Origin of the sequence: Mesorhizobium sp. Pch-S, assembly GCF_004136315.1 — a bacterium.
Classification (GTDB): Bacteria; Pseudomonadota; Alphaproteobacteria; order Rhizobiales; family Rhizobiaceae; genus Mesorhizobium.
This window is the reverse complement of record NZ_CP029562.1, coordinates 1,614,896-1,639,836: the sequence shown is the minus strand read 5'-3', so window position 1 is coordinate 1,639,836 and position 24,941 is coordinate 1,614,896. Positions and strand designations below refer to the sequence as shown.

Below are 24,941 nucleotides of genomic sequence, written 5' to 3'. Positions count from 1 at the left end.
ATCTTTGTTGCAACCCCTGGGCAAGCCACGCAAAGGCAACCGACGGCTTTGCGATGAGAACCTGCGACAAAACAATAAGTTAAGCTGACGAAACATGGACGAAGCCACGCAGATCCATCTGGCGCGGCAAAACCCGGAGAGCGTTTAAACCAAATTGTGGCAAGGGCATGGATATGGCTGCCGCCCCCGATGGACGGGTTTCGCGTGCTCCATGCGATTATGGCATAGATTTGCCTTTATTCAGCACCAGAGGGCGCTGCCGTACGCAATCCACAGACAGAATTGCCTTCGGTCCCCAGTGTCATAGTTGTAATGGCAACAACCGGTTAAGGCACGTCTCCAGAGCGCGTCCCGCGCGAACCTCAGGCCCGAAACGTCGATATCCAAAATGTCCAGTGAAGCAGTCAAGGCACCCCGCAAACCGCGCACTCCCAGGAAGGCCGAGGCTCCGGCAGGGCCGCCGCCGGCCAGGCAGCTGCTGATCGGCCCGGATTTCGTCCGCAAGGGCAAGCCGGATGAACGGCTCGACCAGTTCTTCGCCGAGCTTGCCGGCCGCTTCGACAGCGCGCCCGCCGTCATTTCCGACGGCCGGGTCTGGTCCTATCGCGAGATGGACAACCGCGCCAACCAGTTCGCCCACCTGCTGATCGAGCGTGGCATCAGGCCGGGCGACCGGGTCGGGCTGCTGCTCGACCGCTCCGCCGAGACCTATGTCGCCATCCTGGCGGTGATGAAGGCGGGCGCGGCCTTCGTGCCGCTGGCCACGGCATTCCCCGTCGAGCGCATGGCGATGATCATCGAGGACGCCTCGGTTTCGCTGGTCATCAGCGTGTCGGCCTATGCGGCGCGCGTCGAAAAGTTGCCGGTCCCGCACATCTCCATCGATTCCGCCGTCTCGGAGATCGCGCTGAAGCCGGAGACGGCACCCTCTCGGGCGCCTTCGCGGCAGGGCGTTCAGGATCATACCTGCTATATCCTCTACACCTCCGGCACCACCGGCAAGCCGAAAGGCGTGGTCGTCACCCATCAGAGCTTCTGCAACTTCATCCGCGTCGCCGCAGCCTCCTATGGCTACAAGCCCAGCGACCGCATCTACCAGGGCATGACGATCGCTTTCGACTTCTCGTCGGAAGAGATCTGGGTGGCGTTTGCCGCCGGCGCCACCGTGGTTCCGGCGCCGGGCCAGCAGCCGCTGGTCGGCGAGGAGCTCGCCGATTTCCTGCGCACCCACCAGATCACCTGCATGGCCTGCAGCCCGACGCTGCTGTCGTCGGTCGAAAGCGAGGTGCCGAGCCTGCGCGCCATCCTGGTCGGCGGCGAGGCCTGTTCGCAGAAGCTGGTGAACCGCTGGGCGGCACCCGGCCGCCAGATCCTCAACACCTATGGCCCGACCGAGGCGACCGTCACCGCCACCATGGCGTATCTGAAGCCGGACGAGCCGGTGACCATCGGCGTGCCGCTGCCCACCTATTCCATCGCCATCCTTGATCCGGAAAAACCGCGGCTGCTGACCGGCGACGAACTCGGCGAGATCTGCATCGGCGGCATGGGCGTCGCCGTCGGCTATCTCAATCGGCCGGAGCTGACCGAGCAGAAGTTCATCGAGGACTTCATCGGCCTGCCCAACAATCCGAGCGGGCGCATCTACCGCACCGGCGACCTCGGCCGCATCAACGACAAGGGCGAGATCGAATATCGCGGCCGCATCGACACCCAGGTCAAGATCCGCGGCTATCGCATCGAACTCGGCGAGATCGAGGCCGTGCTGCTCGACCAGCCCGGCATCGGCCAGGCGGCGGTGACCACCTGGGAGATCGAGCCGGAGCGCACCGAGCTCGTCGCCTATTTCGCGCCCAAGAGCGATGTCGTCGAGATCGACCGCACCTGCTCGCGCAGGAGCTGAAGCGGCGCCTGCCCGACTACATGGTGCCGGCCTATCTGGAACGCCTGGACGCGATCCCGATGACGGTCTCCAACAAGGCCGACCTGCGCAAGCTGCCCAAGCCGACCAGCGTTCGCGTCACCGCCGGCAATGCGATGGTCGACTACCGCAACGACGACGAGAAGTTCCTCGCCGAGACGCTGGCCGATATCCTGAAGTTCGAAGGTGTCTCGATCGAGGACCATTTCTTCGACGATCTCGGCGCCAACTCCCTGCTCATGGCCCGTTTCTGCGCCCGCGTCCGTGGCAGGCCGGACTGGTCGACGGCGTCGATGCGCGACATCTACCTGCATCCGACGGTCGCCAAATTGGCGGATCACCTGCGGGCGCCGGCGGAAGTGGCGGTCGCGGCCAACGAGCCGATGCTCACCCACAAGGCCACCAACCTGCAGTACTGGGGCACCGGCTTCCTGCAGCTGGTGTTCTATGCCGCCTACAGCTACCTGTCGCTGTGGGCTTTCAACGACGGCCTCGACTGGGTCTATGACGCGCTCGACGATCCGGTCACGCTTTACATGCGCTGCGTCATCCTGTCGGCCGGCATGTTCTTCGGCCTGACGGGTGCGGCCGTTGTCCTGAAATGGGTGCTGGTCGGCCGCTGGAAAGCCGAGACCTTCCCGATCTGGGGCTGGCGCTATTACCGTTTCTGGGTCGTCAAGACGCTGATCCGTACCGCGCCGGTGGTGCTGTTCCGCGGCAGCCCGCTCTACAGCCTCTACCTGCGCCTGCTCGGCGCACGCCTCGGCGACCGCACGGTGATCGAGTGCCGTTCCGTGCCGGTCTGCACCGACCTGATCACCATCGGCGACAACACCATCCTGCGCAAGGAATCCAGCGTGCTGGGCTTCCGCGCCCAGGCCGGCTACATCCACACCGGGCCGGTTCATATCGGCGACAACGCCTTTGTCGGCGTCGGTTCCACGCTGGATATCGACACCCGCATGGAATCCGGCTCGCAGCTCGGCCATGCCTCGTCGCTGCATCGCGGCCAGGCGATCCCGGCCGGTGAACACTGGCACGGCTCGCCGGCCATTCCGACGACAGCCGACTATTCGCCGATTTCCAACGTGCCGATCTCCAGCGCGCGCCGCGTCATCTACGAGCTGATCCAGCTCGTCATCCTGTTCACCATCGTCACGCCGTTCCCGCTTTTGTTCCACACCTTCTGGGAAAACGTCAGCGACGACTACCAGGAGACCATCGGCATCGTTGCCATCGGCACCACGGTCACGGTCGCCGGCTTCATCGTCGGCGGCGTGCTTCTGGCAGCCATCCTGCCGCGCCTGTTCAACCTGTTCCTGAAGCCGGGCCGCAACTATTCGCTCTACGGCTTCCACTACTGGCTGCAGTCGATGCTGGAGATGGTCAGCAATGTACGCCTGCTCAACACGCTGTTCGGCGATTCATCGGCGATCGTCTATTACCTGCGCGCCATCGGCTGGAAGCTGAACAAGGTCGAGCAGACCGGCTCCAATTTCGGCACCAACCAGCGCCACGAAAACCCGCAGCTCAGCGAGATCGGCTCGGAGACCATGGTTTCCGACGGCCTGTTCATGATCAACATGCAGAAGTCGGCCAACTCGTTCCGCCTCGAGCACACGCGGGTCGGCGACCGCAACTTCTTCGGCAACAACATCATCTACTCGCCGGATTCGCGCACCGGCTACAACGTGCTGCTCGGCACCAAGGTGCATGTGCCGGTCGACGGCCCGGTCCGCGAGAATGTCGGCCTGCTCGGCTCGCCGCCCTTCGAGATCCCGCGCATCGTCAACCGCGACAAGGAATTGCTCGGGTTGATTTCCGACGAGGAACGCAAGCGCCGCCTGCCGCTCAAGAACCTGCACAATGGCGTTTCTGCCGTGCTGTTCGTGTTCTCGCAGTGGCTGATCCTGTTCCTGACGCTTGCGATCTGGGACCGGGCGCTGAACTACTACACCGAATGGGGCCAGACGGCGCTGTTCGTGGCGGTGTTCCTGACCTCGGCGATCGCCATCCCGTTCTACATCTTCCTGGAGCGCATCAGCCTTGGCTTCCGGCGCCTGAAGCCGCGCATGGCGACGATCTACGATCCGATCTTCTGGCGCCATGAACGACACTGGAAACTGTCGGATTCGCCGATCATGCGCCTGTTCGCCGGCACGCCGTTCAAGCCGCTGATCATGCGCGCGGTCGGCGTCAAGGTCGGCAAGCGGCTCTATGACGGTGGCTCCATCATCACCGAGCGCTCGCTGGTCGAGATCGGCGACGACGTCACGCTCAATGAAAGCTGCGTGATCCAGGCGCACTCGCTTGAAGAGGGCGCCTTCAAGTCCGACTACATCCGCATCGGCAATGGCTGCACGCTGGCGCCGGCAGCCTTCGTGCACTACGCCGTGGTGATGGGCGAAGGCTCGGTCGCCGACGTCGACTGCTTCGTCATGAAGGGCGAGGTGCTGGAACCCAACACCGTCTGGCGCGGCAATCCGGCCAAGCTGCACGGCATCGTCACGCCGATCGTCGAGCAGAAGGTCCGCGCCTGATGACTGTGGGCAAGGCAGTTTCGGTGGTGCTGGAACCGGTCAGCGACCGGAACCGCCGGGCGATCCTTGCCCTCGAACTGCTTCCCGGGCAGCAGGACTTCGTCGCCTCCAACGCCGACTCGCTCGAGGAGGCCGGCGAGGACGGCGATGCGGTGCCGCGCGCGATCGTGGCCGACGGCCGTGTCGTCGGCTTCCTGATGTACGACGCGTCCAACGATGACGAGGCGAACATCTATCGCTTCATGATCGATCGCCGTGAACAGGGCAGGGGTCTCGGCCGCGCCGGCATCGCGGCGGCGCTCGGCGAAATCGAGGGCCTGGCGCATGTGCGCAAGGTCTTGATCTGCTACGAGCCCGCCAACACGGCGGCGAAGCAGCTCTACGCCTCTTTCGGCTTTGTCGAGCAGGGGCTGGACGAGGATGGCGAGATGATCGCCGAGCTCGACCTTCGCCGTTAGGCCCTGGCATCATGAGCGCCCGGCCTTCGCAGCATCAGGCGAGCGCACTGGAACAGGCGCTGGCGATGCTGGCGCCACCCGGCCTGCTTGTCGGCTGCCGCCGCATCGAGACCGGCGACGCACGCCACATCCTGCCTGCGGAAAGCGAAACGATCCAGTCCAGGACAGCGGCCGCGCGCGACGCCAGCGGTGCCGGCCGGTTGCTGGCCCGCCGGCTGCTGCGGCAACTGGGATATGATGGTCCTGCCATTCCACGTGGCAAGGCCGGCGAGCCGGTCTGGCCGGCCGGCGTGGCCGCGTCGATCGCCCATGATGCCGACTTCGCGATTGCCGTTGCCACGCGCAGTGAAACCATGCGCAGCGTCGGCGTCGACATCGAGCCGGCGCTGCCCTTGCCACCGGAACTCGAGCCCGTGGTCCTCAATTCCCGCGATAGGCTGGCCGGCTGCGATCCGGCCATCGCCGGCAGGATCGCTTTCGCGGCCAAGGAAGCAGCCTACAAGGCGAGTTTTCCCCTCGATGGCGAAGTGCTCGGTTTCGAGGACATCGCCGTCGATCTGCCGGCTGGCACGGTCACGCTTGCGAATGGCCGGCGCATCGACACGAGGATATCGATCACGTCCCACATCCTCGCCTTGGCGTTCATACCGGCCGACGCCGGCTGAAGCCCACGATCGCCTTTGCCTCTCGCGCGAACCGGCCCGATGCGGAATGAGGGGACGCACCGGACCGGCAGGGTACTGCCGACGGGGGAAGACCGCCAGCTGTGTTGAAACAGCCGAACGGTCCCTGCGTTCCAAAAGAGTGCGCCCGTTGAGAGGCAGGCCGGCGCGGCCGTCGCTTGCCATGCAGAGCGATGATCGGTTTTTCGGAACATCAGATCCCGGCCGGGGTTCCTTCTGGACGAGACCAGAGGAGGTTCACCATGGCCGATCCGAAAAAACCACCGCCGGATGTACCGGACCTGCCAGAGCCCGACGTGCCGGCGCCAGCACCCGATCCGCAGCCTAGGCCGGATGAGGAGCCTCAGCGCAGACCGGCGCCGGAACCAGGACCTTTACCACAGGAAATTCCCGTGCCGGATCCGAATGAGGTGAAGGAGGTTCCGCCTCACGCACAGGCTCGTCTCGGACCGACATATCCCGTGCCGCCGATGCCTGTGCCGGACCCGGTGCCACCTTCGCCGCCCGGACCGCTGCCGGATCCGGCCCCCGGCCCGATCCCGACGCGCTGAAGCCGGTTCACGGCTGGTTGGCGACTTCGTCCCGCCTGTCGACGGGAACATCGCGCTTCAGCAGCTCGCCCAGCACATGCGCCGATTCCCGCAGCAACCAGTCGACATCGGTCGGCCTCAGCTTGTCCTGATGGTCGATCGCATCCATCAGGGTGACAAGCAGCTCGACGCCCTTCTGATGTAGTTGCATGCCGGCCCTCGATTGCCTGATGTTTTCCGCGGCCGGACCAGAACAGCTTTCGACGATTCTAACAAGCACTGATGGGATGTGCCCGGATTGCGCAGGCGGTCCGTCGTTTACGCCTGTTTCTCCACCACGCAGAATGTATTTCCGTCCGGATCGGCAAGCACGACATAGTCCGCGCCTTCGGGATAGCGCCAGTCCACCCGTCGCGCGCCGAGCGACAGCAACCGCTCGACTTCGGCTTTCCGATCGGATGCGTAGAGATCGAGGTGATGGCGCTGGTGCGTGGCTGCATCCGATGAGACAACGGTGATCGCCATCTGCTGTCCCCGTCCTTCAGCCGGCACGAGGATGGCCCAGTCCGGCGACGGTTCCCGCAACGGCTTGTAGTTCAGCGCGGCGCACCAGAATGCGATGGCGCGCGGCACATCGCGCACGCCCCAGACGATGGAACCGATCCTGAGCATGGCTTCCTCCTTTGCACGCTGTCGTCAGCGACTGCGGGTTCCACGCGTGCGGGCTGGGATCGGTTGGGGCGGGCCGACGATGTCGAAATCATCCGGCACGCTGTCGACGAGTTCGCGGCCGACGCGGTAGGCGCAATAGCCGAACAAAGCGAGGATCAGGATGCGCAGCATGGGATTCTCCTTGGATTGAGGGGTCTTTTCCGGAGGTCGATCTCAGCAAGCGTTTCCCGGGAAGACGGGTTGCAAAGAGTTGGCTGAACGGGACGAGCAGATCAGCGCAGCGCCTAAGACACTGCGAATGCTCGAATCGAGCCGTCTTCATAAGTGATCGTTTCCGTCCACTTGCATACAGACGGACGTCTGAAAACGGCGCATTCTCCGTTCATCGGCGATAGTTTTATCAGGGCATCGCCGGCTGTGAGTGACGATCGCGCTTCCGCCCCAAACGAAGGGAGGAAGCCATGTCGGCTCCCCGTCACTTCACGAGTGGCATTGCGTACCCTGACGACCTGACACTCCTCAAGGAAATCTACGACGACATCTGCCTTCAGCGCGGGTTCCATTGTGGCAGCCCCGCAGCGGAAGACCTGGCGAGGGCAACGATGAACCTGTTCGGGCAAGGCCTGACCGACGAGGCCGAAATCCGCGAGAGCCTGGACATCTATCTTGGCCGCAAATCACCAGCCAGCGAATTGCTGGCGGTGTAGGAGGCCGAACAGATGACTCCGTTCCAACCCGTGCTGTTTCGAACCGCGCGCGGCTATGAATTCCATGTCTCGTCGCTGCACGACGTCGCCAGGGCCCTGGCCATGGCCTGGCCCAGCAAGGACTGCGAGTTCTACCGCAGCGCCGCGTGCCTTGCCGAGCAGGCCGGGCAGGGCTGGTGCACACCGAGGGTGGCATTCGACGCCTTCGTCGTGGCGGCCCACAAGCAAAGAAGGATCGTACAGCGCGGCAAGCTGCGCGACCGTGTCGCCAGGGAGCTGGCGGCGATAGAGCCGGACAATTTCAACCCGCTGCGGCGCGCGCATCCGACAAGGTTGCGCACGCGCGAAGCTCGAAAAGCTGTGGCCATGTCTCAGAAATCGCATATTTAGATGACATGCCCGGAGAGGCTTCCGGGCATCCACCTGTTTGCGAGGGATAAGACGTGCCTATCCGACAAAAGCTCGAAGACGCCGCGGTCCTTTTGCCCGATGAAGTCGACCTGCTGATGAAGGTCTTTGCGGCGACTGCAGTTGACGGCGAAACCGACGACGACAGGGAAAAACGGGCTTCGCGCATCATCGCGAACTATCAGCTCGGCATTCGCGACGAGAAGGAACTGATCGAGCTCTCGCGCCGCCCCCTTGGTCGTTAGACACTTCGCGGCAAAGGCGTCGCTCCGCCGGCAGCATGCCGGCCCTCGGGACGTTGGATGACTTCCGGCGCCGACCCCTTCGCCTGCTGGCGGTCCTGGTAGAATTCGATGAATTCGGCTTTGGGCAGAGGCCTGGAGAACAGCCAGCCCTGCGCATAGTGCACGCCGCGCTGCGCGAGGTAGTCGGCCTGTTCCTGCCGTTCGACACCCTCCGCAACGATGAACAGGTCCAGCGTTTTCGCGATGTCGATGATGTGGGGCGTGATCGCGCTGGTGGCGGCGTCGGTGCCGATGATGTCGACGAAGGACTTGTCGATCTTCAAGGCATCGAGCGGCAGGTCCTGCAGATATTGCAGGCTCGAATAACCGGTGCCGAAGTCGTCGATGGCGACGGAATGGCCCGACTGTCTCGCCTTTTCCAGCGTGGTGCGGGCCTGTGCCGCGTTCATGAAACCGCGTTCGGTCGCTTCCAGCCAGAGTTGCTGCGGGTGAACGTCGTTGGCCTCCAGCAGCCTGGCCATGAAAGGCAGCACATGGCCGGAGCGGATGTCATCGGCGGCAAGGTTGATGGCGATGTGCAGCGAGCGGTCGGCAGCGAGGGTATCTTTCAGTTCGCTCACCGCCATCTCGATGACCTGCTGCGTGATGGCCTCGATCAGCCCGTTCTCCTCCGCCAGGGGAATGAAGATATCCGGCCGGACGGTTTCGCCATTGCTGCGCCGCCAGCGCACCAATGTCTCGGCGCCGACGCATATGCCGCTCTTCAGTTCGATGATCGGCTGGTAGTGGACGATGAATTCGCGGCGGCGGATCGCCGTCGTCAACTCGCCGAGCAGGGACATACGCCGCCGCGACAGCCACACGACGAGGCCAACCATCAGCAGCGACGTGGCGGCACCCACGGGCAGGAGCAGCTTCAGATCATTGCCGAGGTCGCGAAAGACATCGACCTTCGGCGTGGTGGCGACAACGGTCCAGTCGCGATCCCGAGCGGTGTCGTGCAGGACCGGGCCGGCTGGCGTCGTGCCGGCCGCCACCTTGCGGATCATTTGCAGGTCCGGGTCGTGCAAGGTGCTGACCACCTGTGTTGTTCCGGCCATGACGGCGAGTTTCGTATCCCTGGCTGCCGGAATGTCGACGAAGCGCGCGGGGTTGGTCAGCGCGACATAGGAGCCGGAATGCAGGCCCATCAGGGGGCTGCGGCCGCTGATGAGCGGATAAAGGCTGGCGGTCACGCCGATGCCGTTGCTCATGGTGATGTCGGCGGATGACCTGGTGACGGCGTTTGCCGGCTTCCCCCACGAACTGCATTGAAGGGCGCCGTTGTCGAAATAGCCGATGTCTTCGACCGAGCGTGTATTGACGACAATCCGGCGCAGGGCATCGACATGCGCTGGTGAGCAGGCAGGGTCCTTCAGCTGTTTCGCCTGCTCCAGCGCATTGGTGGCATCCGCGAACGTCGCCTGGGCGCGCGCCAGCGCGTAGCCGGCAAGATCCGACAGCTGCGTCTGCTTGCGGGTCTCGACGATCTTCCATGACATGTAGAACGTCGCCAGGATCGGAAGTGCGCCCGCCAGGATGGCGAGACAGCTGGCAATGGTGATGATGCGGGACCGGCCCAATGCGGCTCCTCAAAGGCGCTGGCATTCGCTTGTCGCGCGCTCCGGTTGGGAGCGCCGATCCGCCTTCTGTACATCAGCATCCTTGAATGAAAGGTATCCGTCCGGTTCAGCCGGCGAGCTTGCCTGCCATGTCCGTCAGCCGACGCATCATGCTGGTCCGGTCAAACGCAAACAGCCTTGCGTCGCCATCCTCGCCGCCTGCGATGGCCGTGGCGATCAGTTCCGACGCGATCTGCGAATAGGTGATGCCGTTGCCGCCATAGCCTTGCGCCGCGAAGATGCCGGGATAGCCGGGCAGTTCGCCGATATAGGGCAGGCCCGTGGTCGTGGTTCCGAAGGACCCGGCCCAGGCGAATTCCGCCCTTGCATCCAGTTGCGGGAACAGGGTCTTCAACTTGCCCGACAACGTTCGCGCCTTGTCGGCCAGCAGGCTGTCGCGGCTCTCTTCATCGGCGAAGTCCTCGTCTTCGCCGCCGCATATCACGCGTCCGTCGGCGGTTGCCCGCATGTAGAGATACGGATCGGAGGCCTCCCAGATCAGGGCTCCGCCCGGCCAGAGCTTTCCCTTCTGTGGTTTCGTCGCGATGGCATAGGTGGAGATGATGGAATGCGTGTGCGAGGGCACCATACCCAGCAGTTCATAGCCGGTGGCGAGCACGACGTGCCTTGCTGAAATGGCCGGCCCGCCCCGGGTTTCCACGCCCACCCGGTCGGATTCGGGGGCAAGCGCGATCACCTCCACCGGCGTGTAGAAGCGCGCCTTTCCTTCGAGCGCCTTGTTCAGCAGGCCGGCGGTGAGCTTGCGCGGATCGAGGGCGAGATTGTCCTGGCTGAGGATCGCGCCTTTGCGCGTGATGCCGAATGTCTCCTTCAGCACCGTCGGCGTGAGATAGGTGGCGCGGATGCCGATGCTGGCCCTGGCCTCGGCTTCCTCACGCAACTCCGTGCGATCGAGTGCGTCTCCCGCCAGATACAGGGATGGTGCCGTCGTCATGTCGCAGCGGATGCCGAGCTCGCTGATGCGACCCCGAAGATTGGTCACGGCAAGCCGTGAACGCCGCCATGCCTGTGCCGCGTCGGCCTGTCCGATCTGTCGGCCGAGTTCGGAAAGCGGTTGATCGATCTCGAACTGCACCAGCGCTGTGGTTGCCGGCGTCGAGCCCAGCATGATGCCGCGCCGGTCGACGCCGATGACGGAGAGGCCCTGCGCGGTCAGCGCTTCGGCGATCATCGCGCCGCTGATGCCCAGCCCGACCACCAGCACGTCGCATTTGACGTCCCGTGTCAGCGTTTGCGCCGATACGCGCGGCGCGCGATAGGCGTTCCACACGGGAATGCCTGTCCGCAGGTCCAGCTTGCGCTGCATTCAGGGTCCCAACCTCATGAAAATGGGGCCCCGGCGTTCAAGCCGAGGCCCGCGCGACGACCTATCGGGATGTCACCAGATAGGCGGCCTCCTCATCGTCGCGCTGTCTGCCGCCGAGCGCTGCAGCGGCACTGGCGATGAAGGCGCCGAGTGCCAGCGACAGCGCACTGATCAGGGCGAAGGTCGCGCCGGCCTTGCGTGCCGTGTCGGCAGCTTGCTGGGCGCTGGCCTTGGCCTGATCAACCTTCGCCAGCACCGCCGTGACGCGCGCGGTCGCATCGGCTTCGGAAAGGCCGGTACGGGCAGCGACGAGCTGGCCAAGATAGGCCTTGTCGTCCGCCGATACTTCGCCGGTGGCGGCACTGGCGATCAGGATGCGCGAAGCCTGCGCCGCCGCGGCCGCATCCCCTTCGGCTCCGGGTGCCGCAGGCCTCGAAGCATCCGGGCGGAACAATGCGTCCACGAAATAGGAGGTGGCGCCGCTGTCGGCCGAGCTGTTCGATGCAGCACCCGCGGAGGCGCCGACCGCAGCACCGGAGGCCACGGTCGATGCAGCCTGCACCCCGGTGCCGATGGCCGAGGACACCGCCGCGCCAAGCACGAAGACGACCAGCAGCGTCGCCAGTGCCCACGCCATGAAGCCGTGCGCGGTGTCGCGGAAAAAGGTCTCGTCGGTGTGGATGCCCACCCATTTCGCGCGCAGGCGCCCGGTCAGGTAGCCGCCGAGCCCGGATGAAAGCCATTGCACGACGACCAGCCAGATCGCGGTTGACACCGCGAAGGTCGTCACGCTGGCGCCTTCGTTCGACCACGGCGAAACCATGGTCAGGCCGAGACCCGAACCGAGCAGCATAAGGATGAGGGTAAGCGTCGAAGCGGCGAGCGCGCCGGCTATGATCGGCCCCCAGCTGACGGCGGAAGACGATGACTCGGTTGCAACGGCGACGTCGGGTGCCGGACCGTCTGTGGTCAGAATGGTCATGATGTCCTCCTATCGTACGAAGAGGGCCAGAAGGATGATGATCGGAATAGGCACGCCCAGCAGCCAGAGTAGAATTCCGCGACCCATGATTGTCTCCCGTAAGTCTTGAACGCCGATGGAGAACACCATCGGCTTTCAGGAAACCGTCTGCCGGGACAGCCGTTCCAAAAATGTCGACCGGGAGGGCACCGGCGCCGGACGGGTGAATTCCGGCAGTGCACTAGTACGGATGTGCTAGGGAGCGGATCCTGGCACAACTTCTTTTGATATCCGGCTAGGAACGGGTACGCATGACATCGACCTGAAAAGCCGTCGAAAGGAGAGGGCATTGGAAATCGAAAACAGCATGCCCGACAGGATACTGGTCGCCGACGGCCAGCATCTGTTCCGCACCGCTCTGCACGATCTCGCCAGGAAGGCGTACCCGCTTGCCGAGATTCGTGAGGCTGACGGCTTTGACGGCCTGATGGCCTGCCGGGATTTCAATCCCGATCTGCTTCTCGTGGATTTCTACTGCCCGCACTACGACGCCGTGACGTCGGCCAAATGGCTGCGCGGCGAATATCCGGCCTCCTACATCGTACTGGTCTCGACGGTGCCGGACCAGAAGGTCGTCGACAACGTCCTCGACAACGGCGTCGATGCCTATGTCAGCAAATTCGCGGAGGAGCGCGCGTTGCTGGCGGCGATGACAGCCACGGCGAACGAGACGCTGAACGAGGTCAGGATCGACGAAAAGGACCCGCGCGGCGGCATGACGGAGCGTCAGCGCGAGGTGATCGATCTTCTCGTGCAGGGCAAGTCGAACAAGGAAATCGCGCGCGTGCTCAAGATTTCGCCCTTCACGGTGCGCATCCACGTCTCCGCCGTGCTGCGCTACCTGGACGTCGACACCAGGACGGCCGCCGCGGTCAAGGCCACCGGCAACGGCATTTCACAGAGCCATGTGCTGCAGCGGGACAGCGAGCGGGGCCGCTGACGACCCGATCCAGCGCGGGCGTGTTCCGAACCGCGAACGCACCGTCTCCTCCACCGGGTATCGCCTCACTCGCCGCTCAAGACAAATTGTTTGGCCCGCGAGGGGAATAACGGTGCGGCCTTCTGTGTCTCCTCATACACAGGGCGTGGCGACCAGGGCCGGTCGATGGATGGAAGCTACATGGACGAGATGGACGATTTCACGCTGCTGATCGGGCGCTGCCTGCTCGCCTTCCTGTTCCTGGTCTCCGGCCTGCAGAAATTCTGGAACATCCCCGATCTGTCCGCCTATCTCGACAGTCTCGGCCTGCCTGCGCCAACCATGCTGACCTGGCTGATGGCGCTGTGCGAAATCGTCGGCGGCCTTGCTTTGGTGATCGGTTTCCAGATCCGTGCGATCAGCATCCTGTTCGCCACCTGGTGTGTGATCACCGCCGTCGTGGTCCACATCCACGAGCCTTCCATCCTGATGAAGAACCTGGCGCTTGCCGGTGGCTTCCTCGTTCTTGCCGGTTCTGGCCCGGGCGGGATTTCTTATTATGGAAACTGGCCCGAGCGCCACGTTCGCGGTACCAGTGCCTGAGGTCGCAGGTCTCTTCGGTTGAAGCGGTCCCTGCGGCGCAGCGCATGGAGCCTTTCTGGAATTGCTCCAACCCGATGCAACCTTCCCGGCATTCTGCCCTTATCGGAAGGGGCACAGCCGAGGGAGTGTCTTGTGAATGACGATGTGATTCCGGGGGTCTCGACGGCCTGGCTCATCTCCAATCTCTGGTCCGTGCTCGTCGCCGTCCTGGTGCTGGCCGCCGGCTGGTTCATCGCGCGGATCGTGTCGCGCTATGCCACGGTGCTGCTGTCGCGCAGCGTCCAGCAGGACCAGACCATCGTGCCGATCGTCGGCCAGTCGATCCATTACGCCATCATGGCGGTGACGATCATCGTCGTGCTTGGGCAATTCGGTGTGCAGACGGCATCGATCCTGGCGGTGCTGGGTGCCGCCGGTCTGGCCGTCGCCCTGGCTCTGCAAGGCACCTTGTCGAACATCGCCGCCGGCATCATGCTGGTGTTCCTGCGGCCCTTCAACACCGGCGACTTCATCGATGCCGACGGCATTGTGGGCACGGTCGTCGAGGTCGGCCTGTTCTCCGCGCAGCTCAGGACGCGCGACGGCGTCTACATCTTCGTGCCGAACTCCAAGCTGTCGAACGCCAGGATCCTCAACTACACGCGCGAGCCGTCGCGCATGGTGGAGATCACCTTCAACGTGCCGCGCAGCGCCGATCTCGGCGTCGTCCGGTCAAAGGTGTCGCCTGCGCTCGAAACCGAATTCTCGCCCCCCGGCACCAGGCCCGAAATCCTGGTCGAAACGCTCGGCGACACCAGCATCTCGATGACGGCCAGAGTGCCGGTGAGAAGCAGCGACTGGTGGCAGGCACGCTCGGTGCTGCAGGAGAAGCTGAAGACGTCGCTGGATGCGATGAGCGGCTAGGCCCGAGTGTTCGATTGGCCGCGGCCAGGCAATCATGCAACCTCGCCGCGCCGGCTGCGTTGACCCCTTATCGCCACAGCGTCGGGAGGACTCTCATGCAGAAAGGATGGTTCGACAGGCCGATCCCGGTCATCGTCGGCACGGTGAGGACCGTTCATCGGGTGTCCAATGCCCGCGAAGCGGCGCATCTGCTCATCAACCGCTGGCCCCGGCAGGGAACGGCAGTTCACGTCAGGGCAAGAACGGTGTGCCTGGCCGTCCTGCATGGCGAGCAGCAGCCGAATGCAGCCCGCGAGGCTTTCGTCGAGGCAGCCCGGGAAGCCGAAGTCCTCGCCAGGGTCACCGTCGACATCAGCGACGCCATGGATGGCGGCCTGCCTTTCGACGTTCCGGTGCGGATCAGGACGGGGATTTCGGGCGCTTCCTCGCGGCTGGTGACGTCCGTGCAGGGCGCTGCCGATATCCTCATCGACTGGCCGCAGTCGCGACGCGGCGCCGCCTATCATGCGACGCGCGACATCGTCGAAGGCGCCATCGACGGCCAGACCACACCGGCCGAGGCACGCGAGGCCTTCGCCGCCCTTTCCGACGACGAGAACATCCTGCTGGAGGATTGACGGCGAGGCACGTCGATAGGCAGGGATATTCCCGGAAATCGGCGTTGCCTATGCAGGCATCGTCGCCGTGGCGCCACGCAACTGCGCGACGAAGGCGCTGACATCTTCGACCGGCGTGGCGTTTCGCGTGCCATCGGCGATCGCGCGGACCACCGCGCTGCCGACCACCACGCCATCGGCAAAGCCGGCGAACGCCGCGACGTCGTCGGCGGACGATATGCCGAAGCCGACGCAGACCGGCAGGTCGGTATGCTGCTTGATGCGCCGTATCGCAGCCGAAACCTCGATGGCATCAGGCACTGCTGAACCGGTCGTACCCGTCATCGACACGTAGTAGACGAAGCCGGAGGTGTTCTCGAGCACCTTGGGCAGGCGCCTGTCGTCGGTGGTCGGCGTGGCGAGACGGATGAAGTTGATGCCGGCCTTCAGTGCCGGGATGCACAGTTCCGCGTCCATCTCCGGCGGCAGGTCGACGATGATCAGCCCGTCGATGCCGGAGGCCCTGGCTTCGGTCAGGAAACGCTCGACGCCGTGGACATAGATCGGGTTGTAGTAGCCCATCAGCACGATCGGCGTCTCGTCGTCGCCGGTGCGGAAGTCGGCTGCCATGGCCAGCGTCTTCTTCAGCGTCTGGCCACCCTTCAGCGCGCGCAGGCCGGCAGCCTGGATCGCCGGGCCGTCGGCCATCGGATCGGAGAACGGCATGCCGAGCTCGATGATGTCGCTGCCGGCCTTCGGCAGCGCCTTCATGATCGACAGCGAGGTGTCATAGTCGGGATCGCCGCCCATGAAATAGGTGACGAGCGCCGGCCGGCCCTCTGCTTTCAGCTTCGCCATGCGGCGGTCGATGCGGGTGGTCGTCATGTCATATCTCCATGCCCATCATCTTTGCGACGGTGTGGACGTCCTTGTCGCCACGGCCGGACAGGTTGACGATGATGATCTTGTCCCTGGCCATGCCGGGGGCGATCTTGACGGCATGGGCGATGGCATGCGCCGATTCCAGCGCCGGGATGATGCCTTCGGTGCGGGTGCACAGCTGGAACGCTTCCAGTGCCTCGTCGTCGAGGATCGGCTGGTAGTCGACCCGGCCGGTGTCGCGCAGGAAGCTGTGCTCGGGACCTACGCCCGGATAGTCGAGCCCTGCCGAGACCGAATGGCCGTCCAGGATCTGCCCGTCCTCATTCTGCAGCAGATAGGTGCGGTTGCCGTGCAGCACGCCGGGCCTGCCGGCATTCATCGAGGCGCAGTGCTCGACGCCGTCCAGTCCGCGTCCGCCGGCCTCGATGCCGATGATCTCGACTTGCCTGTCGTCAAGGAAGGGATGGAACAGGCCGATGGCATTGGAGCCGCCGCCGACCGCGGCGATGATGGTGTCGGGCAGGCGGCCTTCCTGCTCCAGCATCTGCTGGCGCGCTTCCGTGCCGATGACCGACTGGAAGTCGCGCACCAGCTCCGGATAGGGATGCGGGCCGGCGGCGGTGCCGATCAGGTAGTAGGTGTCCTCGACATTGGTGACCCAGTCCCGCAACGCTTCGTTCATGGCGTCCTTCAGCGTGCCGTGTCCGGCCGTCACCGGCCGCACCTCGGCGCCGAGCAGCTTCATGCGGAAGACGTTCGGGCTTTGGCGGGCGACGTCGGTGGCGCCCATATAGACCACGCAGGGGTAGCCGAAGCGGGCTGCCACGGTTGCGGAGGCGACGCCATGCTGGCCGGCGCCGGTTTCGGCGATGATACGCTTCTTGCCCATGCGCTTGGCGAGCAGGATCTGGCCGAGGCAGTTGTTGATCTTGTGCGAGCCGGTGTGGTTGAGGTCCTCGCGCTTGAAGTAGATTTTCGCGCCGCCCCCGAGGCCCTTTGCCGAGGCAACATCACGAAGATGGCGGGTCAGGCCTTCGGCGAAGTAGAGCTTGGACGGCCGTCCGGCATAGAAGGTCGACAGCGCCGAGAGCTCGGCCTTGAACTCGGGATCATGCTTGGCCTTGTTCCATTCCCGCTCCAGGTCGAGGATCAGCGGCATCAGCGTCTCGGCGACGAAACGCCCGCCGAAGATGCCGAACATGCCCTGCTCGTCAGGGCCGGTGCGGAAGGAATTGGGTTGAAACTGTGCCGTCATCGGATGGTCCGTTTGTTGTTCCTCGATTGTCACCGGCCGGGGAGGGAACAAGTCAAGCCGCGCCGAACGGCGAGGTGTCAAAAAACAGATTTGAATTACAATGACTTGCGGGAAGTTGGCTGAAAGACGGGCGGGCTGCTTGTGCCCCTTGCGCGGATAGACAATCCCAGGCGTCGCACCTATTCTCGTGCCGGATGACGCCAGACCTGACCGATATCTCCAGCCGCCTTGCACTCGCTCCCGGCATACGGTCCGGCTCCGCGGATGGTGCGGTCGCGGCCCTGTCGACCAGTTACCGGCCGCACCGGCTGCATCTGGCCAACGCAGCGTCGGCACTCGACTTCCGCCACCACGCCATCGACTGCGAGGAGGCTTCCGTCAATTTCCTGCGCTACGGGCCGGAACTGACGGTGGACGCCGGGTCCTTCGACACCTTCTACATGCTGGAATTCCCGGTCAGCGGTGGCGTCGACCTCGCCTATGGCGACAGGCGGCTGGGTTCCCACGCCGGCACGGGACTGCTGCTGTCGCCAGGTGCCTACATCCGCTCGACCTGGCGTGCCGACACGTCGCAGGTGATGCTGCGGCTCAAGCGGACTTTCGTCGAGCGCGCCTGGCAGAGCTACACCGGCGACGCCGAGCGCCGCACGCCGGTGTTCCGCGCCGAGATCGACCTCGGCTCGGTTGCCGGCAGGCGCATCATGAGCCTGATCGGATTGATCGTGACGGAACGGCTGGATGAGAGCGCGGCGCCTGCATCGTCCATGCCCCTGATCAATGCCGTGCTTCAGACCGTGTTCGAGCATGCCCCGGCGCTGTCCGCCCCGCGCGTCGAGAGCGCGCTTGCCGGCGCGGTGCCGCACTATGTCAGCGGCTTCCGCAAGCTGCTGGACAACCCGGCGAACCTGCACCTGGCCATAGCCGACCTGGCTGCCCTGCTGCACGTCACGCCGCGCACGCTCACCGCCGGCATGCGCCGGTTCACCGGCCTGTCGCCGCATGAATATCTGACCGGCCAGCGCATGAAACACGCCCGCGTCCTGCTGAACCATGGCGGCATCTCGGTCGCCGAGGCTGCCAGGAAGGTCGGTTATGCCAATGCGGGCAGGTTCGCCGCCTCCTTTCGCGCTCACAGCGGCATGAACCCGTCACGCCTCATGGACACCAGGGACAGCTGATACCAGCGGTCATTCAGAATGACCGTTGGAGCGCGCACCAATAGACTGTGTTCTGGGGCGCCGCGCCCGTTGGCGCGAAGCCAAGCGGCCCGGATGGGCCGCGCCGGCGATTGAGGCCACACCAACGGTCATTCTGGCCGTTGGAGCGCGCGACTGCGCGCCGCGCCCGTTGGCGCGGAAGCCAAGCGGCCCGGATGGGCCGCGCCGGCGATTGAGGCGTCCTGGATGTGTCAACATCCAGGACCTCCAACAAGACAAGACATTTTCGGAAATGTCCGTCCGTTTTCGGAAGCTGGTTTTCCTTTGTCGCGCAAACAGTTTGACAAAGGCAGGTCGGAAGCCTGCTCCTGACGCGATGTCGGGAGGGGCAGAGTGAACGGCAGCACCATACTCGTCGTCGATGTCGGCACATCTGCGCTGAAGGCCGTTCTGTTCGGGCCGGATGGATCGATCCTTGCCTCGGCCGTGGAGCCGATCGCCACCCGGCACGGCATGAATGGCGAGCATGAGCAGGATGTGGAAGGCTGGTGGCGGGCACTGGGCAAGGTGACCCGGACGCTTCCCGGTGCGGGCGCCGTGGCGTCGATGGCGTTTTCCGGCTCGATGCAGAACCTGATCGCGCTGCATGGCGACGGCCGCCCGGCGGCGCCGGCGGTGCTCTATTCCGACCAGCGCCTGGATGCGGACGAGGTGTCCGGGCTGGCGGCGAAACTGCCGGCGGACTATGGCCGCCGGATCGGCAACAGACCGGACGGCGCGCACACAATCTTCAGGCTGATGGCGCGGCAGCGCTATGAACTGCCCGCAACCGACGTGTTCTGGGCGTTCGGGGCCAAGGATGCGCTGACCTTCAGGCTGACCGGCAGGCGCGTCATCGACCCGACCGTCGCTTCCACCACCGGGCTGATGGATTTTTCAAGCCGGCGATGGGATCGCGACCTGCTCGGCCTCGCCGGCGTCGACGTGGCATCCCTGCCGGCGATTGAACCGGCGAACGGCATTGTCGGGCGGATCACTGCCGGTGCCGCGGCCGAGACGGGGCTTCCGGCCGGTATCCCGGTGTTCAACGGCGCGGGCGACGCCGCAGCTGCCACCTGGGGTGCCATGGCCGACGAGCCGGGCGCCGCCTATTGTTATCTCGGCACGACCGGCTGGGTCGCGGCGACCGTCCACAGCGACGACGACATGCTGCCGCGCGACATCTACACGCTGGCCGATCCGGTGCGCGCCGATTGCGCCATCATCATCTCGCCGTTCCTGACTGCCGGCGCTGCCATGGACTGGCTCTCGGCCACCACCGGCCAGACCATCGAAAAGCTCTGCAAGCGGGCAGCGAGCCACGACGAGGCACCGGGCAAGCCGCTGTTCCTGCCCTATCTCGGCGGCGAGCGCGCGCCGTTCCAGGATCGTGACGTGCGCGGCGCGTTCCTCGGCCTCGAGCAGACCAGCGATGCCGGCGCGCTGGCGCTGGCCGTCATGGAAGGCATCGCCTTCGCCGTCCGTCACAATCTCGAAGCGGCGGAGCTTCCGCGCTCGCTGCTGACCGCCATCGGCGGCGGCGTCCGGCATCCGCTGCAGCAGCAGATCCTCGCCGACGTGCTTGACCGCGACATCCGCATTCCGGCCGACAGCGAGGCGACGACTGCCGCCGGCATCATGCGGATGGTGGCGGGCAAGGCCGGAGTGAAGGCGGATGCCATTGCGCAGGACACCATCGTGAAGCCGCGGCCGCAGCGCGTCCAGCGTCATATCAGGCGCTACGAAGCCTATCTTTCCGCCACGTCCATGGCGCGGACGCTGGCGGCCGGACTTGAATGACAGAGCATGATCCCGAAAAGTGGAAACCGGTTTTGGGAAGAGATCATGCTCCAACGAAGAATGCATGATCCCGAACCGAAGGTCAGCGAAGCAAAAAGTGGAAACCGGTTTTCGGCAAAGGTCATGCTCCAGACGAGGAATGCGCCGCCGGCGCGACAAGGGGGAGGAAGGACATGAAAAGAACGCTCGCGGCACTGTTGGCATTGGCCTTGAGCAGCACGGCGGCATTCGCGGAAGACATTGCGGTGCTGACGCCCTATCTGAGCTCGGTCACCACCAATGAGATGGTCGAAACCTACAAGAGCGAAGCCGCCTCGAAAGGCTGGAGCATCAATGTCGTCGACACGCGCGGCGACTTCCAGCAACTGGCGAGCCGGGTCGAGGACGTCACCAATGCCGGGGTGAAAGCCATCGTGCTGGTCAGCGTCGATCCCAACCAGATCGTCGATCAGGTCGAGGCCGCCTCGGCCAAGGGCATCCCGGTGATCGTGCTCGATGGCGCCGTGGCCAAGGGCGTGACCGTCAACATCACCACCGACAACTTCGCGCTCGGCACCATCCTGTCGGACTATCTTTTCAAGGCGATGGGCGACAAGGGCAACATCGTCAAGTTCTTCCACTCCGCCCATCCGGGCGTCAGGCAGCGTGAGCTCGCGCTGGACAAGGCGCTCGCCGCGCATCCCGACATCAAGGTCATTGCCGAACACTACGTCCAGGTGCCCGGCCCGATCGACAATGCGCGTCAGGCCATGGAGACGTTCCTGCGCCAGCATGGCAGCCAGATCAACGGCGTCTGGGCCGCATGGGATGAGCCTGCGATCGGCGCGCTGCTGGCGATCCAGAGCGATGCGGCCGACTCCAAGGTGCTGATCGCCGGCATCGACGGCAATCCGCAGGCGCTCGACCTGATCAGGCAGTGCACCAACCTGGTGGCGACGGTGCGGCAGGATTTCCCCGCCATCGCCAGGACCGCGGTGTCCGAAACGGCTGCGGCACTCGAAGGCAAGAAGCCGGAAAAGCCGGAGATTTTCGTCGAGGCCAAGGTGGTGGACCGCGCAAGCCTCGGTGTCACCTGCAACTGACGGAAAGAGACGGTTGGAGGGGCGAGTTGCCATCAGCGAGATGCCGTGACGGGAGATAGGGCGATGCTGGAGGTTGCCGGACTGTCGAAGCGCTTCGGCGGCGTCCGCGCCCTTGACGGTGTCGCGCTTGGCGTCGCCGCCGGGCGCGTGCATGCGCTGCTTGGCGAAAACGGCGCCGGCAAGTCCACCCTGCTCAAATGCCTCTCCGGCGTGCACCAGCCGGATGGCGGCAGCATGCTGCTGGACGGCCGCGAATTCGCGCCATTGACACCGGCCCATTCCGAAAAGGCCGGCCTGCGCTTCGTGCATCAGGAACTGAACCTGGTGCCGCATTTCACCGCCTATGAGAATGCCTGGGTTGGCCGCCGCTACCCCAGGCGAGGCGGGCTGATCGACTGGCGGGCGATGCGGGCCCGGTTCTCTGAAACCTGCGAACGCTATGGCCTCGAGATCGACATCGACCAGCCGGTCGGGCGCATGTCGATCGGCAGGCAGCAGATCGTCGAGATCCTGCGGGCGCTGATGGACGAGGCGCGCATCCTGGTGCTCGACGAGCCGACCGCCGCGTTGAGCGAAAAGGAGGCGGCGGTGCTTCACCGCATCGTTCGCCAGCTCGCCGCGCACGGCTGCGCGGTGATCTTCGTATCGCACCGGCTCGAGGAGGTGATGGCGATCGCCGACGACTACACGGTGCTGGTCAATGGTGCGACGGCCGGTTCGGGGCGCATCGCCGAGACCGATCGTGACGGGCTGGTCACGATGATGGCGGGCGGCGGGTTTCAGGCCGGGCCCGCAGCGTCGATGACAACCACGGGCCCGACGGTGCTGGCGCTGTCGAAGTTTGCCGCCGCTCCTGGGTGCCGGCCCGTCGATCTGAACGTTGCTGCCGGCGAGATCGTCGGCATCTATGGCATCGTCGGCAGCGGTCGTTCGAGCCTGCTCAAGGCCATCTGGGGCGCCGGTGCGTACAGCCAGGGCGGCATTTCCATCGACGGGCGGGCGCTGCCGGCAACGGGCATCGCTTCGCGCATCAGGGCCGGGGTCGCCTTCGCGCCGGAAGACCGTCGCGCGGCGGGCCTGGTGATGGACCATTCCATCCTCGACAACACGCTGCTGCCGCGCCTGAGGCTCAACCGGCTGGTGCAGGCCTTGCCCCTGCTGTCCTGGCGTTCGGCGCGCCGCGATGTCGGCCAGCTGCTGGCGCAGCGCGGCGTCAAATACGGCAGCATCAACGACCGCATGTCGACGCTGTCCGGCGGCAACCAGCAGAAGGTGCTGATCGGGCGCTGGGTGCGCACGGCCTGCCGCCTCTACCTGCTGGACGAGCCGACGCGCGGCGTCGACGTGCGCTCGAAGGCCGAAATCCACGCGCTGTGCCAGAGCCTCGCCGGGCAGGGCGCCGCTGTTGTCTTCGCCACCTCCGATATCGAGGAGCTGGTCACCCTGGCCGGACGGGTGCTGGTGATGGCCGGTGGCACCATAACGCTCGACAGCCCGAACCGTGATCTTGGCCGTCGAACCATCGTCGAGGCCGCCGTGCGTGCCGCACCGGAGCAGGAGAGCCATTCATGAGCCTGATCTCGCGCTTCGGCACGCTGTTTGGCCTGCTGGCCATCATCGCCCTGTTCTCCATCCTGTCGCCGACAGGGTTCGCGCAGCCTTCCAACCTGATCAACATCACGCAGCAGATGGCCCTGCTCGCCATCGTCGCGCTCGGCGTGGTCTTCGTGATGGCGGTGTCCGAGTTCGATCTTTCGATCGGTGCCGTCGTCTCGATGGCCGGCATCACCAGCGTCTATCTGTTCGGCCAGGGCTGGAGCATCTTGCCCACCATCGCCGTCACGCTTGCCGCCGGCTTCGCGGTCGGCTGTGTCAATGGCCTCGTTGTTTCCGCCTGGCGGGTGCCGAGCTTCATCATGACCCTGGCCATGGGAACCATCATCGGCGGCTTCACCTTCTGGCTCAGCGCGGGTGCCACGCTGTTCGGCAACATACCGCCCGCATTCCGCGATCTCGGCCGCGGCTATCTCGCCGGTATTCCGGTGCCGACGCTGTGGGCGCTGGGCGCGGTGCTGTTCGTGACGCTGATGCTGGACTGGACTGAGCTCGGAAGGCGCATGCTGGCGCTCGGCGGCAACCGCGAAGCCGCACGCCTCACCGGCGTTCCCGTCGTGCCGACCACCATCAAGGCTTTTGGCCTGTGCTCCGCCATGGCCGCCGCCGCCGGCCTGCTGCTGACGGCGAAGCTCGGCAGCGCCCATCCTACCGGCGGCAATGGTTTCCTGCTGCAGGCCTATGCCGCCGTCTATCTCGGCATCACCGCATTCCGAGACGGCCAGCCAAGCGCCGCCGGCACCCTGCTCGGCACCGCGATCATCGCCGTCGTCGCCAACGGGCTGACCATCCTCGGCATTCCCAACTACATGCAGGATGTGCTGACCGGCCTCATCATCATCGCGTCGGTGCTGGTGCGCAATGTCGGGGCCCGGGCGCGGTGACCGCCCAGGAACCGGTCCATGTGCGCATCGCCCGCGCGCTCGCCACGGAGTTCGGCAACAGCCTGTGGCAGGCCAATGAACCGCTGCCCTCCGAGACCGAACTCGCGCGCTATTTCAAGGTGACGCGCCGCACGCTGCGCAAGGCGCTGTCGATCGTCGAGGCCGAGGGGTTGATCGCCAAGAACCAGGGCCGCAACTCGCTCTATCGCGGCCGCTCCATCGCGCTGTCGCACGACACCATCGTCGACCTGCCGACAGCCGCCCGCGAGGCAGGCTTTCGGTTGACCACGAAATTGCTGCGTCTGGGCGAGGCGCGGGCCGGGCTGGCTGACGCCCGCGCGCTTTCCGTCAAGCTCGGCGATACCGTCGGCGAGATCTGCCGGCTCAGGCTGCTCGATGGCCGCCCGGTCGTGCAGCAGCGCTCGGTCATTCCGCAGAACCTTCTTTTGGGGATACGGCCAGCCGACCTGGAACGCAGTTCGCTGTATCGCGAGCTGCAGCACCTGCACGGCATCGATGGGCTCGTCATCGGCCGCGAGCAGTTCATCCAGTCGTCGGCCACGGCGGAGGAGGCTGCCTTTGCCGGCATCGAGGCGGGCCACCCCGTCGTGCGTGTGCTCCGGCTCGTGCTCGCCGACGGCAAGCCGGTCGAATATTCGAACTCGATCCTGATCGGCGGCTATTTCCGGTTTTGACCTGCGCTTCCGGCGAGCCTGCGGATCAGATGCGTTCAGATCAGATGGCTCAGATCAGATGCCCTCAGATCAGGTGATTGCGTTCCATCATCTCCCTGGCGCGTCGTGCTGCGCCCGAGGCATCGTTGTCGCGGCACCGCCCTGTTGCCATAGTTGACCGAGCCACGATTGTCGGCATTTCGGCAACCGGTTCTTCCTTCGGCAGGACTCGAAGGTCGCGACCAAACCGGAACAGGGCGTCTCTGCTTGCAGCATAGAACGAAGGCATCATTGGCTCCCGTCATCCGGAGGTTTGGCCCCGGAAAAACATGCGCTCCTGGCACTCCGCTGTCCATGTCT

At 65.0% G+C, this 24,941-nt stretch carries 25 protein-coding genes; 17 read left to right on the top strand and 8 right to left on the bottom strand.

All coding sequences use genetic code 11. The features are described from left to right. Positions 1-388: 388 nt before the first annotated feature. Genes C1M53_RS32450 through C1M53_RS07605 form a run of 4 tightly spaced genes read left to right on the top strand, consistent with a single transcriptional unit; the run spans position 389 to position 5,584 of the window. On the top strand, positions 389-1,903 hold the full coding sequence (locus C1M53_RS32450) for an amino acid adenylation domain-containing protein (RefSeq protein ID WP_348630029.1): 1,515 nt from the start codon (positions 389-391) through the stop codon (positions 1,901-1,903). A 20-nt stretch (positions 1,904-1,923) separates the two neighbouring features. Next, a complete protein-coding gene (locus tag C1M53_RS32445) occupies positions 1,924-4,461 on the top strand; it encodes a Pls/PosA family non-ribosomal peptide synthetase (RefSeq protein WP_348630028.1) in 2,538 nt (845 codons plus the stop codon). Further along, positions 4,461-4,919, top strand: a complete 459-nt coding sequence (locus C1M53_RS07610) for a GNAT family N-acetyltransferase (RefSeq protein WP_129411690.1) — start codon at positions 4,461-4,463, stop codon at positions 4,917-4,919. The genes C1M53_RS32445 and C1M53_RS07610 overlap by 1 nt, the downstream gene beginning before the upstream one ends. A gap of 11 nt (positions 4,920-4,930) precedes the next feature. Then, positions 4,931-5,584: a 4'-phosphopantetheinyl transferase superfamily protein gene (locus C1M53_RS07605; RefSeq protein ID WP_129411689.1), complete on the top strand. Its 654-nt coding sequence runs from the start codon at positions 4,931-4,933 to the stop codon at positions 5,582-5,584. A gap of 576 nt (positions 5,585-6,160) precedes the next feature. Here C1M53_RS07605 and C1M53_RS07600 read toward each other — a convergent pair. From C1M53_RS07600 to C1M53_RS31660, 3 genes are all read right to left on the bottom strand, one after another. Beyond that, complete coding sequence (locus C1M53_RS07600) at positions 6,161-6,343, bottom strand: hypothetical protein (protein WP_129411688.1); 183 nt, start codon at positions 6,341-6,343, stop codon at positions 6,161-6,163. A gap of 107 nt (positions 6,344-6,450) precedes the next feature. Beyond that, positions 6,451-6,804 carry a VOC family protein gene (locus tag C1M53_RS07595; protein WP_129411687.1) on the bottom strand — a complete coding sequence of 118 codons (354 nt, stop codon included), beginning with the start codon at positions 6,802-6,804 and terminating at the stop codon, positions 6,451-6,453. A 24-nt stretch (positions 6,805-6,828) separates the two neighbouring features. Next, positions 6,829-6,975 carry a hypothetical protein gene (locus tag C1M53_RS31660; protein WP_165358083.1) on the bottom strand — a complete coding sequence of 49 codons (147 nt, stop codon included), beginning with the start codon at positions 6,973-6,975 and terminating at the stop codon, positions 6,829-6,831. A gap of 290 nt (positions 6,976-7,265) precedes the next feature. Between C1M53_RS31660 and C1M53_RS07590 the strand changes: the two genes are divergently transcribed. The 3 genes from C1M53_RS07590 to C1M53_RS07580 are packed head-to-tail and all read left to right on the top strand — an operon-like array spanning position 7,266 to position 8,164. Beyond that, positions 7,266-7,511, top strand: a complete 246-nt coding sequence (locus C1M53_RS07590; protein ID WP_129411686.1) for a hypothetical protein — start codon at positions 7,266-7,268, stop codon at positions 7,509-7,511. 12 nt (positions 7,512-7,523) lie between these two features. Further along, the gene (locus C1M53_RS07585) at positions 7,524-7,901 is read left to right on the top strand and encodes a DUF982 domain-containing protein (RefSeq protein ID WP_129411685.1); all 378 of its coding nucleotides are present in this window, start codon (positions 7,524-7,526) and stop codon (positions 7,899-7,901) included. A gap of 53 nt (positions 7,902-7,954) precedes the next feature. Beyond that, complete coding sequence (locus C1M53_RS07580; protein WP_129411684.1) at positions 7,955-8,164, top strand: hypothetical protein; 210 nt, start codon at positions 7,955-7,957, stop codon at positions 8,162-8,164. Here C1M53_RS07580 and C1M53_RS07575 read toward each other — a convergent pair. From C1M53_RS07575 to C1M53_RS07565, 3 genes are all read right to left on the bottom strand, one after another. Beyond that, positions 8,161-9,786, bottom strand: coding sequence for an EAL domain-containing protein (locus tag C1M53_RS07575; protein WP_129411683.1), 1,626 nt, complete (start codon positions 9,784-9,786; stop codon positions 8,161-8,163). The two genes, C1M53_RS07580 and C1M53_RS07575, sit on opposite strands and share 4 nt — an antisense overlap. A gap of 106 nt (positions 9,787-9,892) precedes the next feature. Next, on the bottom strand, positions 9,893-11,152 hold the full coding sequence (locus C1M53_RS07570) for an FAD-binding oxidoreductase (RefSeq protein WP_129411682.1): 1,260 nt from the start codon (positions 11,150-11,152) through the stop codon (positions 9,893-9,895). A gap of 61 nt (positions 11,153-11,213) precedes the next feature. After that, entirely contained in the window at positions 11,214-12,134 is a 921-nt protein-coding gene (locus tag C1M53_RS07565) for a hypothetical protein (protein ID WP_129411681.1), read from the bottom strand. A gap of 328 nt (positions 12,135-12,462) precedes the next feature. Here C1M53_RS07565 and C1M53_RS07560 point away from each other — a divergent pair, with 328 nt between their 5' ends. From C1M53_RS07560 to C1M53_RS07545, 4 genes are all read left to right on the top strand, one after another. Next, positions 12,463-13,113, top strand: a complete 651-nt coding sequence (locus C1M53_RS07560; protein WP_129411680.1) for a response regulator transcription factor — start codon at positions 12,463-12,465, stop codon at positions 13,111-13,113. A 165-nt stretch (positions 13,114-13,278) separates the two neighbouring features. Continuing rightward, the gene (locus C1M53_RS07555; protein WP_129411679.1) at positions 13,279-13,695 is read left to right on the top strand and encodes a DoxX family protein; all 417 of its coding nucleotides are present in this window, start codon (positions 13,279-13,281) and stop codon (positions 13,693-13,695) included. Positions 13,696-13,827: 132 nt separating this feature from the next. Further along, positions 13,828-14,598 carry a mechanosensitive ion channel domain-containing protein gene (locus tag C1M53_RS07550; protein WP_129411678.1) on the top strand — a complete coding sequence of 257 codons (771 nt, stop codon included), beginning with the start codon at positions 13,828-13,830 and terminating at the stop codon, positions 14,596-14,598. Between the two features lie 95 nt (positions 14,599-14,693). Next, the gene (locus tag C1M53_RS07545; RefSeq protein ID WP_129411677.1) at positions 14,694-15,215 is read left to right on the top strand and encodes a DUF982 domain-containing protein; all 522 of its coding nucleotides are present in this window, start codon (positions 14,694-14,696) and stop codon (positions 15,213-15,215) included. A gap of 48 nt (positions 15,216-15,263) precedes the next feature. Here C1M53_RS07545 and trpA read toward each other — a convergent pair whose 3' ends face one another. Both trpA and trpB read right to left on the bottom strand, forming a co-directional pair. Next, the gene (gene trpA / locus C1M53_RS07540; RefSeq protein WP_129411676.1) at positions 15,264-16,079 is read right to left on the bottom strand and encodes a tryptophan synthase subunit alpha; all 816 of its coding nucleotides are present in this window, start codon (positions 16,077-16,079) and stop codon (positions 15,264-15,266) included. Position 16,080: 1 nt separating this feature from the next. Further along, positions 16,081-17,331 (bottom strand): tryptophan synthase subunit beta, encoded by a 1,251-nt coding sequence (trpB, locus tag C1M53_RS07535; protein WP_129411675.1) that lies wholly within the window; start codon positions 17,329-17,331, stop codon positions 16,081-16,083. Between the two features lie 194 nt (positions 17,332-17,525). Between trpB and C1M53_RS07530 the strand changes: the two genes are divergently transcribed. The 6 genes from C1M53_RS07530 to C1M53_RS07505 all read left to right on the top strand — a co-directional run bounded on the left by C1M53_RS07530 (position 17,526) and on the right by C1M53_RS07505 (position 24,602). Beyond that, entirely contained in the window at positions 17,526-18,509 is a 984-nt protein-coding gene (locus C1M53_RS07530) for an AraC family transcriptional regulator (RefSeq protein ID WP_129411674.1), read from the top strand. 372 nt (positions 18,510-18,881) lie between these two features. Beyond that, on the top strand, positions 18,882-20,327 hold the full coding sequence (locus C1M53_RS07525; protein ID WP_129411673.1) for an FGGY family carbohydrate kinase: 1,446 nt from the start codon (positions 18,882-18,884) through the stop codon (positions 20,325-20,327). Positions 20,328-20,500: 173 nt separating this feature from the next. Then, positions 20,501-21,409 (top strand): sugar ABC transporter substrate-binding protein, encoded by a 909-nt coding sequence (locus tag C1M53_RS07520; protein WP_129411672.1) that lies wholly within the window; start codon positions 20,501-20,503, stop codon positions 21,407-21,409. A gap of 63 nt (positions 21,410-21,472) precedes the next feature. Then, positions 21,473-22,981 carry a sugar ABC transporter ATP-binding protein gene (locus tag C1M53_RS07515; protein ID WP_129411671.1) on the top strand — a complete coding sequence of 503 codons (1,509 nt, stop codon included), beginning with the start codon at positions 21,473-21,475 and terminating at the stop codon, positions 22,979-22,981. Further along, the gene (locus C1M53_RS07510) at positions 22,978-23,907 is read left to right on the top strand and encodes an ABC transporter permease (protein ID WP_129411670.1); all 930 of its coding nucleotides are present in this window, start codon (positions 22,978-22,980) and stop codon (positions 23,905-23,907) included. The genes C1M53_RS07515 and C1M53_RS07510 overlap by 4 nt, the downstream gene beginning before the upstream one ends. Then, on the top strand, positions 23,904-24,602 hold the full coding sequence (locus C1M53_RS07505; protein ID WP_129411669.1) for a GntR family transcriptional regulator: 699 nt from the start codon (positions 23,904-23,906) through the stop codon (positions 24,600-24,602). Before C1M53_RS07510 ends, C1M53_RS07505 begins: the two co-directional genes overlap by 4 nt. The last annotated feature ends 339 nt before the right edge of the window (positions 24,603-24,941 follow it).

Excerpts from the sequence above, each read along its gene's own strand:
- C1M53_RS32450 (WP_348630029.1), top strand. The coding sequence starts at position 389 with ATGTCCAGTGAAGCAGTCAAGGCACCCCGCAAACCGCGCACTCCCAGG.
- C1M53_RS32445 (WP_348630028.1), top strand. The coding sequence starts at position 1,924 with ATGGTGCCGGCCTATCTGGAACGCCTGGACGCGATCCCGATGACGGTC.
- C1M53_RS07610 (WP_129411690.1), top strand. The coding sequence starts at position 4,461 with ATGACTGTGGGCAAGGCAGTTTCGGTGGTGCTGGAACCGGTCAGCGAC.
- C1M53_RS07605 (WP_129411689.1), top strand. The coding sequence starts at position 4,931 with ATGAGCGCCCGGCCTTCGCAGCATCAGGCGAGCGCACTGGAACAGGCG.
- C1M53_RS07600 (WP_129411688.1), bottom strand. The coding sequence starts at position 6,343 with ATGCAACTACATCAGAAGGGCGTCGAGCTGCTTGTCACCCTGATGGAT.
- C1M53_RS07595 (WP_129411687.1), bottom strand. The coding sequence starts at position 6,804 with ATGCTCAGGATCGGTTCCATCGTCTGGGGCGTGCGCGATGTGCCGCGC.
- C1M53_RS31660 (WP_165358083.1), bottom strand. The coding sequence starts at position 6,975 with ATGCTGCGCATCCTGATCCTCGCTTTGTTCGGCTATTGCGCCTACCGC.
- C1M53_RS07590 (WP_129411686.1), top strand. The coding sequence starts at position 7,266 with ATGTCGGCTCCCCGTCACTTCACGAGTGGCATTGCGTACCCTGACGAC.
- C1M53_RS07585 (WP_129411685.1), top strand. The coding sequence starts at position 7,524 with ATGACTCCGTTCCAACCCGTGCTGTTTCGAACCGCGCGCGGCTATGAA.
- C1M53_RS07570 (WP_129411682.1), bottom strand. The coding sequence starts at position 11,152 with ATGCAGCGCAAGCTGGACCTGCGGACAGGCATTCCCGTGTGGAACGCC.
- C1M53_RS07565 (WP_129411681.1), bottom strand. The coding sequence starts at position 12,134 with ATGACCATTCTGACCACAGACGGTCCGGCACCCGACGTCGCCGTTGCA.
- C1M53_RS07555 (WP_129411679.1), top strand. The coding sequence starts at position 13,279 with ATGGATGGAAGCTACATGGACGAGATGGACGATTTCACGCTGCTGATC.
- C1M53_RS07545 (WP_129411677.1), top strand. The coding sequence starts at position 14,694 with ATGCAGAAAGGATGGTTCGACAGGCCGATCCCGGTCATCGTCGGCACG.
- trpA (WP_129411676.1), bottom strand. The coding sequence starts at position 16,079 with ATGACGACCACCCGCATCGACCGCCGCATGGCGAAGCTGAAAGCAGAG.
- trpB (WP_129411675.1), bottom strand. The coding sequence starts at position 17,331 with ATGACGGCACAGTTTCAACCCAATTCCTTCCGCACCGGCCCTGACGAG.
- C1M53_RS07530 (WP_129411674.1), top strand. The coding sequence starts at position 17,526 with ATGACGCCAGACCTGACCGATATCTCCAGCCGCCTTGCACTCGCTCCC.
- C1M53_RS07520 (WP_129411672.1), top strand. The coding sequence starts at position 20,501 with ATGAAAAGAACGCTCGCGGCACTGTTGGCATTGGCCTTGAGCAGCACG.
- C1M53_RS07515 (WP_129411671.1), top strand. The coding sequence starts at position 21,473 with ATGCTGGAGGTTGCCGGACTGTCGAAGCGCTTCGGCGGCGTCCGCGCC.
- C1M53_RS07510 (WP_129411670.1), top strand. The coding sequence starts at position 22,978 with ATGAGCCTGATCTCGCGCTTCGGCACGCTGTTTGGCCTGCTGGCCATC.